The 14,240-nt window shown below is 32.7% G+C and carries 16 protein-coding genes; all 16 read left to right on the forward strand.

What is annotated here, in order from left to right:
• Positions 1-4: 4 nt before the first annotated feature.
• The 16 genes from EYR00_RS02720 to EYR00_RS02795 all read left to right on the forward strand — a co-directional run bounded on the left by EYR00_RS02720 (position 5) and on the right by EYR00_RS02795 (position 14,047).
• Entirely contained in the window at positions 5-466 is a 462-nt protein-coding gene (locus tag EYR00_RS02720) for a PTS sugar transporter subunit IIA (protein WP_226814587.1), read from the forward strand.
• A 12-nt stretch (positions 467-478) separates the two neighbouring features.
• Positions 479-793, forward strand: a complete 315-nt coding sequence (locus EYR00_RS02725; protein WP_009299511.1) for a PTS fructose transporter subunit IIB — start codon at positions 479-481, stop codon at positions 791-793.
• A gap of 11 nt (positions 794-804) precedes the next feature.
• Entirely contained in the window at positions 805-1,860 is a 1,056-nt protein-coding gene (locus EYR00_RS02730; RefSeq protein WP_003538894.1) for a PTS fructose transporter subunit IIC, read from the forward strand.
• Positions 1,861-1,875: 15 nt separating this feature from the next.
• On the forward strand, positions 1,876-3,903 hold the full coding sequence (locus EYR00_RS02735; protein WP_003538892.1) for a BglG family transcription antiterminator: 2,028 nt from the start codon (positions 1,876-1,878) through the stop codon (positions 3,901-3,903).
• A 13-nt stretch (positions 3,904-3,916) separates the two neighbouring features.
• Positions 3,917-4,570, forward strand: a complete 654-nt coding sequence (fsa, locus tag EYR00_RS02740; RefSeq protein WP_009299512.1) for a fructose-6-phosphate aldolase — start codon at positions 3,917-3,919, stop codon at positions 4,568-4,570.
• A gap of 1 nt (position 4,571) precedes the next feature.
• The gene (gene tkt / locus EYR00_RS02745; protein ID WP_003538890.1) at positions 4,572-6,542 is read left to right on the forward strand and encodes a transketolase; all 1,971 of its coding nucleotides are present in this window, start codon (positions 4,572-4,574) and stop codon (positions 6,540-6,542) included.
• Between the two features lie 11 nt (positions 6,543-6,553).
• Positions 6,554-7,249 carry an HAD family hydrolase gene (locus EYR00_RS02750; protein ID WP_003538889.1) on the forward strand — a complete coding sequence of 232 codons (696 nt, stop codon included), beginning with the start codon at positions 6,554-6,556 and terminating at the stop codon, positions 7,247-7,249.
• 582 nt (positions 7,250-7,831) lie between these two features.
• On the forward strand, positions 7,832-8,338 hold the full coding sequence (locus EYR00_RS02755) for a CarD family transcriptional regulator (RefSeq protein WP_008792230.1): 507 nt from the start codon (positions 7,832-7,834) through the stop codon (positions 8,336-8,338).
• Between the two features lie 202 nt (positions 8,339-8,540).
• Positions 8,541-8,741: a hypothetical protein gene (locus EYR00_RS02760; protein WP_003538887.1), complete on the forward strand. Its 201-nt coding sequence runs from the start codon at positions 8,541-8,543 to the stop codon at positions 8,739-8,741.
• Positions 8,734-9,054, forward strand: a complete 321-nt coding sequence (locus tag EYR00_RS02765; RefSeq protein ID WP_003538886.1) for a spore coat protein — start codon at positions 8,734-8,736, stop codon at positions 9,052-9,054. The genes EYR00_RS02760 and EYR00_RS02765 overlap by 8 nt, the downstream gene beginning before the upstream one ends.
• 87 nt (positions 9,055-9,141) lie before the next feature.
• Positions 9,142-9,603, forward strand: a complete 462-nt coding sequence (locus tag EYR00_RS02770) for a MarR family winged helix-turn-helix transcriptional regulator (RefSeq protein ID WP_008792229.1) — start codon at positions 9,142-9,144, stop codon at positions 9,601-9,603.
• A gap of 87 nt (positions 9,604-9,690) precedes the next feature.
• Entirely contained in the window at positions 9,691-10,884 is a 1,194-nt protein-coding gene (locus EYR00_RS02775; protein WP_040434413.1) for a MalY/PatB family protein, read from the forward strand.
• A gap of 118 nt (positions 10,885-11,002) precedes the next feature.
• Positions 11,003-11,347 (forward strand): TIGR04076 family protein, encoded by a 345-nt coding sequence (locus EYR00_RS02780; RefSeq protein WP_003538880.1) that lies wholly within the window; start codon positions 11,003-11,005, stop codon positions 11,345-11,347.
• Position 11,348: 1 nt separating this feature from the next.
• Positions 11,349-11,654, forward strand: coding sequence for a PTS sugar transporter subunit IIB (locus EYR00_RS02785; RefSeq protein WP_008792227.1), 306 nt, complete (start codon positions 11,349-11,351; stop codon positions 11,652-11,654).
• Between the two features lie 2 nt (positions 11,655-11,656).
• Positions 11,657-13,084 (forward strand): glycoside hydrolase family 1 protein, encoded by a 1,428-nt coding sequence (locus EYR00_RS02790; protein WP_003538878.1) that lies wholly within the window; start codon positions 11,657-11,659, stop codon positions 13,082-13,084.
• A gap of 126 nt (positions 13,085-13,210) precedes the next feature.
• Positions 13,211-14,047, forward strand: a complete 837-nt coding sequence (locus EYR00_RS02795) for a MurR/RpiR family transcriptional regulator (protein WP_022007345.1) — start codon at positions 13,211-13,213, stop codon at positions 14,045-14,047.
• Positions 14,048-14,240 lie beyond the last annotated feature (193 nt).

The raw sequence follows: 14,240 nt of genomic DNA on the forward strand, positions 1-14,240 counted from the left end.
GATTATGCAGGAAAAAGCAATTCATAAGGAAATGGTCTTCTTAAAGCAAGCTTTATCGACTAAAGATGATGTTATTGAATTATTATCAGATCAGGCTATTAAACTAGATTTAATTAATAGTAAAAAAGATTTTAAAGAAGCGGTTTATAAACGAGAAGAAATGGCTTCAACTTCAATTGGTTACCAAATTGCAATTCCTCATGGAATTAGTCATACTGTTAATCGTGCTTTTATTGGATTTGTTCAAATAAAGGATGCATTTCATTGGAATCATGATGAGAAACAATCAGTCCAATTGATTTTCCTTATAGGCGTGCCCCAAGATAATCAAAATAATATTCATCTTAAATTTATTTCTTTATTAAGTAGAAGACTTTTAGATGATAATTTTAGAAAGCAATTGATTGAAGTAGAAGATGTTGAAGATGCATATCGTGCATTAAATGCAATCAATGAACAATTATAGGAGGAAATGAATATGAAAATTGTTGCAGTTACAGCATGCCCAACCGGTATTGCGCATACGTACATGGCTCAAGAAGCAATTGAAAAAGAATGTCGTAATCGTGGTTACGAAGTAAAAGTAGAAACTCAAGGAAGTATGGGGATTGAAAACGAATTAGAACAAGAGGAAATTGATGAAGCGGATGCTGTTATTTTGGCAATTGCAGTGGGGATCGATGGTGAAGAACGTTTTGAAGAAAAACAAGATGCTGGTAAAGTAATTCAAGTCGAACCTGGGGATGTAATTAAAGATGCCGTTAGGGTTATAGATCAAGCAGAAAACTTATAGGAGAAGAAGTTATGAAAAATAATAAAGTATGGAAAGATATTCAAAAAGCCTTTAATACTGGGGTTTCGTATATGCTTCCTTCAGTTGTGGTTGGTGGGATTCTATTAGCGGTTGCTTTAGCAACAGGGACAGCAACGGATACTGGAATGGAAGTAACTAATCCTTTCATGAAAAATTTAAATGATTTAGGATCAGCTGGTTTTGCTATGATGATTCCAATTTTATCTGGGTATATCGCTTATTCATTGGCTGGAAAACCTGGGATAGCTCCAGGGATGATCTTAGGATATGTAGCAAATAATCCAATTGGTGAATCAGAGGTTAAAACAGGATTCTTAGGCGCAATGATTTTAGGGTTAGCAACTGGTTATTTAGTTCGTTGGTGTAAAACATGGAAAGTTTCAAATACGATTAAAACAATCATGCCTATTTTAATTGTTCCTATTTTTACAACATTTATTTTAGGAATTATCTATATTTACGTTATTTCTGTTCCGATTGGAGCTTGTATGGACTGGCTTGTTAAATTTTTAAGTGGAATGCAAGGAGGAAATGCAGTTCTCTTAGGTGCAATCATTGGTGCAATGACAGCAGTTGATATGGGTGGACCAATTAATAAGACGGCAACGGCATTTACTCTTGCGTTGATGGCAGAAGGTGTTTATGCTCCAAATGGTGCTCATCGAATTGCTTGTGCAATTCCGCCATTAGCATTAGCTTTATCTACTTTTATTGATCGTAAAAAATATAGTGCAGATGATAAGAATTTAGGAATATCGGCATTATTCATGGGAACGATTGGAATTACTGAAGCAGCGATTCCTTTTGCGGTAAAAGATATGAAAAGAGTTTTACCAGCAATTATTATTGGTAGTGCAGTAGGTGGGGCACTAGGGATGATGAATGGAGTCGAAGCATTAGTTCCTCATGGTGGTTTGATTATTTTACCAGTAGTCAATGGCAAATTATGGTATGTATTAGCGATGCTGGTAGGAGTATTAGTATCCGCAGCAATCTTACATTTTACAAAGCCAAATTTAGATATAGCAGAAAAAGAAGAAAAATAAACGGAGGAAATTGGGATGATTAGTGCTAGAATGTTTAAAATTATTAGATTTTTAAATCAAAAAAAAGAATCTAGTTATAAAGAAATCGGCAATGCTTTAGATCTTAAAGAACGTAATGTACGTTACGACATAGATTGTATTAACGATGCTTTGAGTTTAAAAGGATTGTCTGAAATTGAAAAGCGTTCTAAAGGACAATTAATTGTCCCAATTGATTTAGATTTAAATATTTTATTAGAAGATAGTGAATTTATTTTTTCAGCTGATGAGAGGATGCAATTATTACGTTTTATTATTATGTTTGATGTTCATAGTCTAAATATTAAAAAGTTAAGTGAAAAATTTCAAGTATCGCGTCGTTCAATTCAAAATGATTTGGATACTCTTATTAAAGAATTTAATCAGTATGGTCTATCGCTAGTCTATAATCGTCATTTTCATTTAATTGAAGATGATCATAAGGGATATCCTTTAAGGGTCAATGAGTTAAAAAAATATATCTATTTATTTAGTAATAAACTTTCTGAATATAATACATTTGAATTAGAATTAATGAAATTGTTATATAGAATCTATAATTTTGATATTCTTCATATTTATGACTGGATCACTAATAAAATGAAAATGATGAGTTGGACTTTTAGTGATGATTCGTTTGATTGGTATGTAGCAAATATATTAACTACTTGCTGGTATATTATAAAAGAGAAGCAATTGCCATCTTGTCCTAAAAAAATTGATGTAGAAGATTATTCACTCCAAGAACTGGAAATGATAATTAATAAACAATTAGATGATAATCAAAAAAAACTAATTATGAGTTATTCTAGTTATACTAATAAATATGGTGAGGTTGATATCAATTTGGATTTAATAATGACTGAAGATATTATAATTCAACTTGTGACAATGATGTCTGATGAGTTAGGAGTATTTTTTTTACGGGATATGATTTTAATAAAAGGATTATTGAATCATGTGGCACCGATGTTGGAACGAATAAAAAATAATATTCGAGTTTATGAGTTAAGTCAAACAGTGATTCCACAAAGTTATGAATATGTATTTGAAGTTTTAAAATCAATTGTATTGAGTATTCAACCGTTACAAGAGATCAGTCAAGAAGAATTAATTTATATTACTATTCATTTTATTGCAAGTATTCAAAGATTAAGAGCAAATGACTATAAAAATATTTTACTAATATGTGGCTTAGGTTTTGGCGCTACAGCACTTTTAAAAGATACTCTAAGAAATGAATATCAGGTTCAAGTGATTGATAGTATTCCAGCGTATGATCTAGAGCATTATCAGAAATGGGAGCAAATAGATATTGTTATTTCAACGTCAAAGTTAATCCTCCCAGTAAAAAAAACTTTGATTGTTGTAAATGCAATTTTTGATAATCATGATCATAATAAATTAGAAGCGGTGGGAATTAGAAAAAAGAATGTTTTAACGAATTATATTGCAATTGAAAAAAGATTGGGATTTTTAAATTCTCCTGAGCGTGAAAAAGTACTTGAAATAATTAAAGAAGAACTTGGCTATAAAGATGTTAGGATTCCTAAGAAATACTATAATATAAGTGATTTATTAGGTGAAAATTGTATTCGTTATGTTAAATCATTTAGCAATTGGAAAGATGCAATCAAACTTTCAACTGATATTTTAATACAACATGGATGTATTAAATCTGAATATTATGAAGGCTTGATGAGTGTCATTAAGGAATCAGGGTTTTATGCTGTAACAGATAGTAAATTTGCGTTATTTCATAGTGGGAACACATCATCGGTTAAAATAAGTTCAATGAGTCTGATTGTAACTGATGAACCCGTATGGTTCGATAATAAACAAGTTAGGGTTATCTTTTGTTTAGCGAGTAAAGATAAAAAAGAACATATTCCTGCAATTGTTAAATTAATGCGAATGGTCAATGATGCAAAGCTGATTGAAAAGCTGGAATCATGTAATAACCAGAATAATATTATAAAAGTTATTAATGAATGTGAAAAAGAAGTGTTATCACAATATATATAAGGAGAAAAATAAAATGAGATTTTTTTTAGATACGGCTAATGTCGAAGAAATAAAAAAAGCAAATGATATGGGGGTTATTTGTGGTGTTACTACCAATCCCTCTATTATTGCTAAAGAAGGTCGAGACTTTAATGAGGTAATTAAGGAGATTGCTGCAATTGTTGACGGTCCTATCAGCGGAGAAGTCAAAGCCACAACTGTTGATGCTGAAGGCATGATCAAAGAAGGCCGGGAAATTGCAAAAATCCATAAGAATATGGTTGTTAAGCTTCCAACTACTGCTGAGGGCTTGAAGGCATGCCGGGTACTGTCCGGTGAAGGGATCAAAACAAATCTGACATTGATTTTTAATGTTCCGCAGGCAATCCTGGCAGCCAGAGCCGGAGCAACCTATGTTTCTCCATTTGTTGGAAGAATCGATGATATCTCGATGGACGGACTGCAGCTGATCAGAGATATTGCCGCAATATTCAAAACGCATGATATCAAAGCGCAGATCATCTCAGCCAGTGTCAGAAACGCCTGTCATGTTATCGAATGTGCTAAAGCCGGAGCGGATCTGGCAACTGTTCCTTACAGTGTTATTGAACAAATGCTGAAACATCCTTTGACTGCTGAGGGGATTGAAAAATTCCAAAAAGACTATCGAGCAGTATTTGGAGGCTAATATGGAAGCAGTTGATAGAAAAACAGTCAGTACCATTAGAGCATTATGCGCTGATACTGTTGAAAAGGCAAATTCAGGACATCCGGGACTACCTTTGGGTTCAGCGGCGGCGGCCTATATCTTATGGGGAAAGGTCATGAAACATAGTGGAACACATCGGAAGTGGGTCAACCGGGATCGCTTTATCTTGTCGGGAGGACATGGATCATCACTGCTTTATAGTCTGCTTCATTTGTATAACTATGGATTAACGATAGAGGATCTAAGACAGTTTAGACAGCTTGATTCACTGACTCCGGGGCATCCTGAATACGGACATACTGTAGGGGTCGAGGCAACGACAGGACCATTGGGAGCAGGGATGGCGATGGCAACAGGAATGGCAATGGCCCAGGCACACTTGGCAGCGATTTTTAATAGACCGGGATATCCAGTATTTGACAGCTTTACTTATGTACTAGGCGGTGACGGCTGTCTGATGGAAGGAATCTCGTCAGAGGCATTTTCACTTGCAGGCACTTTAAAACTGGAGAAACTGATCGTTTTATACGATTCAAATAATATTTCGATTGAAGGAAGCACGGATATTGCCTTTAGAGAAGATGTTCAGGGAAGAATGAAGGCATTTGGTTTTGATACATTCACGGTTGAAGATGGAGACGATCTTGACGAAATATTAAGTGCGATAAATCAAGCTAGGGTATCTCAAAAGCCGGCCTTTATTGAAGTGAAAACCAGAATTGGAAAAGGATGTCCGGCTAAAGAGGGAAAAGCCAGTGCACATGGAGAGCCACTGGGTGAAGAAAATGTCAGGGAATTAAAAAGGACACTGGGACTTGATGAGGATAGGACATTTGCGATAGATGAGGAAGTTTATCTCAATACAGCAAAACAGCAGGAACGCAGCGAGGTAATCTATAAGATTTGGAAGGATATGTTTGATGACTATCTGGTAACATATCCAGAGATGAAAAAATTATGGAAGCAGTATTTTGAGGTGGACTATAATAAAGTACTTGAAAACGATGTGGAATTCTGGAAATTTGAAAATAAACCTGAATCAACAAGAAATTCGTCGGGAACTGCGATGAACCGGATAAAGGAACTATTTCCAAATTTCATGGGTGGTTCAGCAGACTTAGCACCATCTACAAAAACATATTTAAATAAAGTAGGAGACTTTAGTGCCGAGAATTACAGGGGAAGGAATTTACACTACGGAGTAAGAGAGCAGGCGATGACAGGGATTGGAAACGGAATAATGCTTTATGGTGGATTGAAGACTTTTGTATCAACGTTCTTTGTATTCAGCGACTATGTCAAACCGATGGCTAGATTGTCAGCTTTGATGAATCTGCCACTGATATATGTATTGACGCATGACAGTATCGGTGTAGGTGAAGACGGACCAACTCATGAACCGGTAGAACAGCTGACGATGCTGAGAGCGATGCCGAACTTCAATGTATTTAGACCGTGCGATGCACAGGAGACTAATGCTGGATGGTATCTGGCGATGACATCAAAAACAACACCAACAGCACTGGTTTTATCAAGACAAAATCTACCACAGATCAAAGGATCTAGCCGAGAAGCATTAAAAGGAGGATATGTTATTGATGAGTGTGAAGGAACACCGGAAATAATCATCATAGCCTCAGGATCAGAAGTGACACTGGCAGTAGAAGCAAAGAAACGGATCAGAGGCAAAGCGATAAGGGTAGTAAGTATGCCGAGTATGGATATATTTAAACAGCAGAGCCGGGAATATAGAGAAAGTATCCTGCCGCCAGGTATAGAAAAGAGAATCGCAATTGAAGCGGGTTCAAGAATGTCCTGGGGAGAGTTTGTTGGCTTAAAAGGCAAATATATAACAATGGATAGCTTCGGAGCTTCAGCACCTGCTGATGAACTGTTTAAAAGATATGGTTTTACAGTAGATAATGTTGTAAAAATGATTAATAAATTATAAACGGTAAAAAGATGAAATTCTATTTTGATGTTGATGACACGCTATATGATCAGTTCATTCCATTTAAAAAGGCATTTATTGAAATATTTCCTAAAATAAAGACTTTGCCTATATATCAAATTTTTATCAAATTTCGTAAATATAGTGATAAAATATTTGAGGCAAGCCAGTCTGGTCAAGTTACAATAAATGAAATGTATATCTATCGTATCCAAGCAGCCTTAAAAGAATATTATCTTGAAATTGATGAAGCACATGCTTTAGCATTTCAAACAAAATATTATGTATATCAACAAGACATTACAACTAGTAATGCAATCAAAGATATATTAGATTTATTAAAAGATAATCATATAGGAATAGGGATAATTACTAATGGACCTGCTTGTCATCAAATGGAAAAATTACGTAGACTAAAGATGAGCAACTGGGTTGCTCTCGAGGATATCTACATTTCATCGGTTGTTGGTTATTCAAAACCAGATCCACAGATATTTAATTTAATTACGGATAAAGATTGTATCTATGTCGGTGATTCTTATGAAAATGATGTGATTGGGGCCAAAAATGCTAATTGGAAATGTATTTGGTTAAATAAAAAGGGACTTAAAGCAATGGATATTAAACCTGATTATGAAGTTAATGACGAAGAAGCTTTGTTAAATTTGATTTCTAAAATAGTAAAAGAATATGCACAAAAAATGTAGGCAAACAATGGTCTGCATTTTTTAGTTAGTAGATAATATTAGTTTGGTCATGAAATAAATATTTCACTGATTAAACTAATAAGTTGATTTTCTATTGCTGTTTTAGTATCTAAAAGAACCATCGATCGATATATTTAGCGCACTGTCAATATTGATAATTTATTTATATTTATATTCTGGTAAAAATAAACCGAAGTACCTAATAATATTTCAACTAAAATAGTATCTTCATTAGGAATAAAATATTGAATGGAAAGTGAAATACCAATTAAACGATGGTCAATCTATCTTACTGTTTTAACAAATTCTAGTTGGATTAACGATATTACAACAATAAAGGTTTTTAGCTAAAAAATACTGTCACCATCATTGCTAAAGCAAGCCCTAATGATATACGAAACATGTAAAACTGTTGAAATTATTAACAAGATTTAAATAGTAAAATCAAATATAAAAAGATGTAGTCTTTAGCTGCATAAAAAAGAAAATTTAGTATATTTTAATTACTTTTGCATATAGTAACTAATAGTGCGGTATAATAGATATATTAAGCATATACTTAATAGAAAGCTAGGTGGTTATGTGTATGAAAAAGGAGATTTGATTATATATGGTAATCAAAGTGTTTGTAGGATTGAAAATATTGGAGTAATTAGTATTGGTAAGCAGCCCAATTCCCGAAAGTATTATACTTTAAATCCTATTTTTATGGACGGTAAGACGTATGTGCCAATTGATACGCAAGTATATATGCGTCATTTGATTTCGATAGAGGAGTTAGAACGATTATTGACCAGACATCCTAAAGTACAAAAAGAGATTATTGAAAATCAAAATTTAAGACAATTAACAGATTATTACAAAGAAACGATAAGTCAATATACTTGTGATGGCTTGATTCAATTGATTTGTAATCTTCAAGCAAAGCAAAAAAATTTATTGTTACAAAATAAGCGATTGAGTCAAACTGATGAGCGGTACAAAAAAGAAGCAGAAGATCTACTGCATCAAGAATTTGCAGCGGTATTAAATATCCCTAAAGAAGCAGTAATGGCATATATTGAAAATAAAATAAAAGTAGCAGGATAAAAATTTAGGGCTGTTAATTTGGTAAAGAAACATTATTGAAGATAATAATGTTTTTTATTTTTTAATAAAGATACTCTAGTATTAGTCAGATTTGAAAAATTTATAAGTAGAAAATAAAAAATATTTTTATTTTAATCTTTTGTATATGATTATGCATAATTGTTTTATAAAAGAACCAAAATATTATTGAAGGAGGAATTTTATGAATCAACCACCAAAAATGATATCTACTAAAGATAGTGGCTCTTTTAATGATCAATTGAATAGTTTATATGTATTATCGAAGAAGTTAAAAGCTTACGAAGAAAGTGTTGAAGATAATGATATTAAGATGACTTTAGGACGTGTTAATAGCACAATTAAAAATCATTATAGTGAATTATTGGGGTGTTTAAATGGATAATCAAAATTATTCAAATCCAACGAAACAACCAATTTTACCAAATGAAAATACGTTTAATGATTATGATAGAATCAATGATGTTCTATTATGTTTAAAATCATTATTAAGTGATTATACGACTTTTATCATTGAATGCTCTCATCAACAACTAGCAAATAAATTAATAGATATTCAAAAAGAGGTATATCAGATTCAACGTGAGGTCTTTGATCTTATGTATTCTAAAGGCTGGTATCCATTAGAACCAGAAACTCCACAAAAGATTCAAAAAGTAGTTCAAGAATACACAACCAAAGAATCACATTTAATGTAATCCTTTAAAGACTGGTAAAACCAGTCTTTTTATGATTGTTTGCAACATTGGTTATTATTTGATAGAATGATACCTGAGGTGATTTTTGTGGATCAAGAGCGATTTGATAATATGATTAAAGTAATTGACGAAAGTTATGATTTAATACAAGAATATGATAGTAAACCTCGACAATTTGGCAAAGTGATGCTTTATCCAGTAGAAACTCACACTCTTGCAATAATTGGAAATCACCCTGGAATAAATGCTTCGATGATTGCTAAAGAATTAAAAAAAACATTAAGTGCCAGCAGTCAAATTTTAAAGAAGCTAGAACAAAAAGGATTAATTTCAAGAACCAAGAATCCTCATAATAATCGTGAGTATAATTTATACTTAACGGTTGGCGGGAGGCAGATTTTTGATTTACATGGTCAGTTTGATAAGAAAATTATGAAACGTTATTTTAAGAATTTAATTAGTTTTAGCAATGAAGAAATAGATATTTATATTAAGGTTCAAAGAGCTTTAAATAAAGAATATGCACAAGACAATGAAGAATCGTTATGATTCTTTTTATTTGACTTTATAAATTGTGAGAGTATACTATTATTAAGGTACTTAACTATATAGGTGCTTAATAATGGAGGTAGAGAAATGAAATATGATTTTGAAACATTAGTTGATCGGAGTCAAAATGGTTCTGCTAAATGGAACGGGATGAAAGATCATAATCCTGCAGTTGCTAAAAATATAGCTCCACTTTCAGTCGCTGATTTAGATTTGAAATTAGCACCAGAGATTGCTGAAGGGATGCTTGAATTTATGCAGAATAATCCTGTATTTGGCTATACAAATGGAACAGCAGCTTATTACGATGCAGTAATTAACTGGATGAAGGATAAACACAATTATCAAGTTGAAAAAGAATGGATCGTTTTATCTAATGGTGTAGTACCAGCGTTAAGCGATGGGGTAACTGCATTTACTGAAGAAAATGACGGAGTAATTATTTTTACGCCAGTTTATTATCCTTTCTATCGGGCAATTGAGTTAAATAATCGTCGAGTACAAAGATGTCCTTTAATAAATCATGAAAATAGTTACCAAATTGATTTTGATAAATTTGAAGAACTTGCAAAACAAGCAAATACAAAGTTATTGATTCTTTGTAATCCTCATAATCCTGTAGGGCGTGTATGGAAAAAAGAAGAGCTAGAAAAAATTGCGGATATTTGCTTAAATAATGGAATTATAATTCTTAGTGATGAGATTCATGAAGATTTAACTATGCCGGGGTATACACATTATCCAATTGCTGTTTTAAGTGAAGTGATTGGAGATATTACTGTAACATGTACAGCACCAAGTAAAAGTTTTAATATTGCAGGTTTGCAAGGATCTAATATTATTATTAAGAATAAAGAATTAAGAGCTAAATTTATTGCGCAACAAGAGAAAAAAGGATTTTTTACATTAAACACATTATCTTTTGAAGCAACACGGTTAGCTTATACTAAAGGAGATGCATGGTTAGCTGAATTTAAGACATTGATTCATCATAACTATGACATACTGGTAGACTTTATCAAGAAAAATTTTCCATCAGTTACAGTATATCCATTAGAAGGAACATATTTAGCTTGGCTAGACTTTAGAAATTTAGGTTATGACTATCTAGAATTAGAGAAGAAAATGATTGCTGCTGATCTATATTTAGATGAGGGATATGTCTTCGGTCAAGAAGGAGAAGGGTTTGAAAGAATTAATATCGCTTGCCCTACTTGGGTCTTAAAAGAAGCTTTAGAACGATTAAAAAATGCCTTTAGTGGACCACAAGTATCAAAATAAATTATAAAAATAATATATAAATGAAACACTGGAACAACAGTTTACGAGCCTGTTGTTTCTTTTATTTTCTGATGTTAAATTAAAAGTGTAGAAAAAAGGATTTGAAAGGAGCAAACAGATGTCTAAGTGTAAAATTACGGTATTACGAAGAGAGTATTATCAAGATTTAGCGGATCAATATTTAGCGGATCCGCAAGTTGGTAAATGTCCATTGTTTAAAGAGGGACAGGAATTTATTTTGGAGCGTGGTAATGGCAAAGATGATTTTTGGAATATGATGAATGGAAAGTTTTGCAGTGAGGCTTGGGATGCCGTCAGTCGCTATATTTATGCAGCTTTGCAAGGTGGCTCAATTATGAAAGGCTGGACTAATGATGAAAAGATGATGATTGCTTGTTGTAGTGATGGGACAAGACCAGTAATTTTTAAAATTGAAAGAATTGATGAGATGGAGGAAAATTAAAATGATAAGAATTTTATTATGTTGTGCTGGTGGAATGTCAACTAGTCTATTAGTTACAAAAATGGAACAAGCAGCACAGGAAAAAGGAATTGAAACAAAAATCTGGGCAGTCGGAGCAACAGAAGTAAAAAATCACAGCCAAGATGCAGATGTTATTCTTTTAGGACCACAGGTGCGTTATCTAGAAAAAAGTATTGCGGATGATGCTAATGGAGTACCAGCATATTTAATAGATATGCGCGATTATGGCAAGATGGATGGAAAAGCGGTATTGACTTTTGCACTAAATAAATTGCAAGAGGTGTAGTCATGAAGATGGTAGAAAAAAATTTTCCTAAAGGATTTTTATGGGGTGGTGCAATAGCGGCTAATCAGTGTGAAGGCGCAGTCTTAGAAGATGGCAAAGGTTATTCAACGGCTGATGCTTTGCCTGAAGGGGTATTTGGTAATGAAGCAATTCCGCCATTAGATAATTATTTAAAGAAAAATGCAATTGACTTTTATCATCGCTATAAAGAAGATATTGCATTGTTCGCTCAGATGGGATTTAAAGTATTACGCTTATCGATAGCATGGAGCCGTATTTTCCCGCATGGTGATGAGACGGTTCCTAATGAAAAGGGTTTGCAGTTTTACGATGATGTTTTTGATGAATTAGCTAAATATGGAATACAACCCCTAGTTACATTATCACATTACGAGATGCCTTTATATCTAGCGACTAATTATGGAGGATGGGTGAATCGTAAAGTAATTGATTTTTATCTTAACTTTGCTCAAGTATGTTTTGAACGTTATTGTAATAAGGTTAAGTACTGGCTAACATTCAATGAAATAAATGTTATTCTTCATGCCCCCTTTAATGGTGGTGGGATTAAAGGAAAAGCTGATCAAATTAATCCCGAAGTTTTATATCAGGCAATTCATCACCAGTTTGTTGCAAGTGCTCAAGCAACAAAAATAGCTCATAAAATCAATCCGAATTTTAAAATTGGTTGTATGATTGCAGGGAGTCCAATCTATCCATTGACCCCGCAGCCTGAAGATATTCAGGAAACAGTCCGACGTGATCGGGAGTCACTATTCTTTGCTGACGTCCATGTTAGGGGAAAATATCCAGGATACATGCTACGTTTTTTTGAAGAAAATCATATTCATTTAGAAATCACGAAAGAAGATGAAGAAATTTTAAAAAATACAGTCGATTTTATTTCTTTTAGTTATTATATGAGTTATTGTGCTACAGCTGATGAGAAACTTAATCAACAAGCTCGGGGAAATGTAATGAGCGGAGTTAAAAATCCCTATTTAAAAGAATCTGAATGGGGTTGGCAGATTGATCCTAAAGGGTTGCGATATATTCTTAATCAATTTTATGATCGATATCAGCTTCCGTTATTTATTGTTGAAAATGGTCTTGGAGCAAAGGATATTTTGGTTGTAGATGAACAATATGGTTATACAGTAAATGATGATTATCGTATTGATTATTTAAAAGAGCATTTAAAGCAGGTTTTAGAAGCAATCAAAGATGGTGTAGAAGTACTCGGTTATACAAGTTGGGGTCCAATCGATATTGTTGCTAATACAAAATGTCAAGTATCTAAACGTTATGGCTATATTTATGTTGATGTGCATGATGATTTTAGTGGAACGTTGGCGCGTTATCCCAAGAAGAGTTTTTGGTGGTATCAAAAAGTTATTGCAACGAACGGTGAAAGTTTAAATGATATTTAGCTGTTTTGTAAAATGGAGGAGGATTTTCAATCTCCTTTATTTTAATTAATAAAAAGATAATTGATTAGTTCAAATTTGTTTCATCTTGATATCTATGTCATAATAGGAAAAGATGAGGTGATAGTGATGATCTTAGAGAAGCTAAGGGAGAGGAAACGCTTTACTAATAGCGAAAAGCTAATTGCAGAGTATGTTTTAAAACATACTGAACAGTTATATCAATTATCAGTGGAAGAATTAGGAAAAGAAACTTATACGAGTAAGGCTACAGTAATACGTCTTTGTAAAAAGCTGGAGGTTAATAGTTATCAAGAATTTAAACGCCAGGTTGAATTTGAGTATAATGAATTAAGTCGAATTAGTAGTCTTTTAAAAGATGAACCGGTTGATGAAAACAGTACATATCAAGATATTGTTAAAGTTATCCCAACTATTTATGATAAATCAATAGTACAGACAAGGCTGGATTTAGATCAAAATAAAATGATTCAGGTGATTAATCGTTTATCTCAAGCTAAACGTATTTCTATTTATGGAACAGGAATTAGTTATACGATTGCCAGTCAAGCTGCTTTTAAAATCATGACTTTAGGAAAAGAGTGCGATGCACATAGTGGAATCAATGAACATTTCATTTTATCACAAAAAAATAGTCGTCAATGTGTAGCCATACTTATTTCTTTTACTGGCAATAATAGTGAGATGATCAAGATTGCTAAATATTTAAAAAAGGCAGGAATCTATGTTATTGCAATTGGTGGTAAAAAGGGTGAATTACAAAACTATTGTGATATTTACCTCAATGTTTACTCGTCACAAGATATCCTTAGTTTAGAAGTGATTACATCATTTACTGCAACAATGTATGTTCTAGATGTCATTTTTGTGTCTTTACTTGTAAAGGATTATCAAAGTAATGTTACTACTGCTTTAAAAGTAATTGACTTTGAAAATAAAAAATAAATTATGTAAAAAATTTTCATAATTTAATATTTAAAATTGCTAATTTTGAAAATACTATCCTGAATTATATAAATTTATATTTTTTTATAAAACAATGGAGTATTATATTTCCACAGGCTAGTTGGCTTGTAGAAATAGTCGCTACTCTCATAAGATATCTATTGACAGTTCATATTTTAATTTAGTGACTATT

This window comes from Thomasclavelia ramosa DSM 1402, from assembly GCF_014131695.1.
In the GTDB taxonomy this organism is placed as follows: domain Bacteria; phylum Bacillota_I; class Bacilli_A; order Erysipelotrichales; family Coprobacillaceae; genus Thomasclavelia; species Thomasclavelia ramosa.

Bases quoted from the DNA above. Each gene is read 5' to 3' on its own strand.
- EYR00_RS02760 (WP_003538887.1), top strand. From the start codon at position 8,541: ATGAATCAACCACCAAAAATGATATCTACTAAAGATAGTGGCTCTTTT.
- tkt (WP_003538890.1), top strand. From the start codon at position 4,572: ATGGAAGCAGTTGATAGAAAAACAGTCAGTACCATTAGAGCATTATGC.
- EYR00_RS02735 (WP_003538892.1), top strand. From the start codon at position 1,876: ATGATTAGTGCTAGAATGTTTAAAATTATTAGATTTTTAAATCAAAAA.
- EYR00_RS02765 (WP_003538886.1), top strand. From the start codon at position 8,734: ATGGATAATCAAAATTATTCAAATCCAACGAAACAACCAATTTTACCA.
- EYR00_RS02780 (WP_003538880.1), top strand. From the start codon at position 11,003: ATGTCTAAGTGTAAAATTACGGTATTACGAAGAGAGTATTATCAAGAT.
- EYR00_RS02750 (WP_003538889.1), top strand. From the start codon at position 6,554: ATGAAATTCTATTTTGATGTTGATGACACGCTATATGATCAGTTCATT.
- EYR00_RS02775 (WP_040434413.1), top strand. From the start codon at position 9,691: ATGAAATATGATTTTGAAACATTAGTTGATCGGAGTCAAAATGGTTCT.
- EYR00_RS02790 (WP_003538878.1), top strand. From the start codon at position 11,657: ATGAAGATGGTAGAAAAAAATTTTCCTAAAGGATTTTTATGGGGTGGT.
- EYR00_RS02795 (WP_022007345.1), top strand. From the start codon at position 13,211: ATGATCTTAGAGAAGCTAAGGGAGAGGAAACGCTTTACTAATAGCGAA.
- EYR00_RS02720 (WP_226814587.1), top strand. From the start codon at position 5: ATGCAGGAAAAAGCAATTCATAAGGAAATGGTCTTCTTAAAGCAAGCT.
- EYR00_RS02785 (WP_008792227.1), top strand. From the start codon at position 11,349: ATGATAAGAATTTTATTATGTTGTGCTGGTGGAATGTCAACTAGTCTA.
- fsa (WP_009299512.1), top strand. From the start codon at position 3,917: ATGAGATTTTTTTTAGATACGGCTAATGTCGAAGAAATAAAAAAAGCA.
- EYR00_RS02730 (WP_003538894.1), top strand. From the start codon at position 805: ATGAAAAATAATAAAGTATGGAAAGATATTCAAAAAGCCTTTAATACT.
- EYR00_RS02725 (WP_009299511.1), top strand. From the start codon at position 479: ATGAAAATTGTTGCAGTTACAGCATGCCCAACCGGTATTGCGCATACG.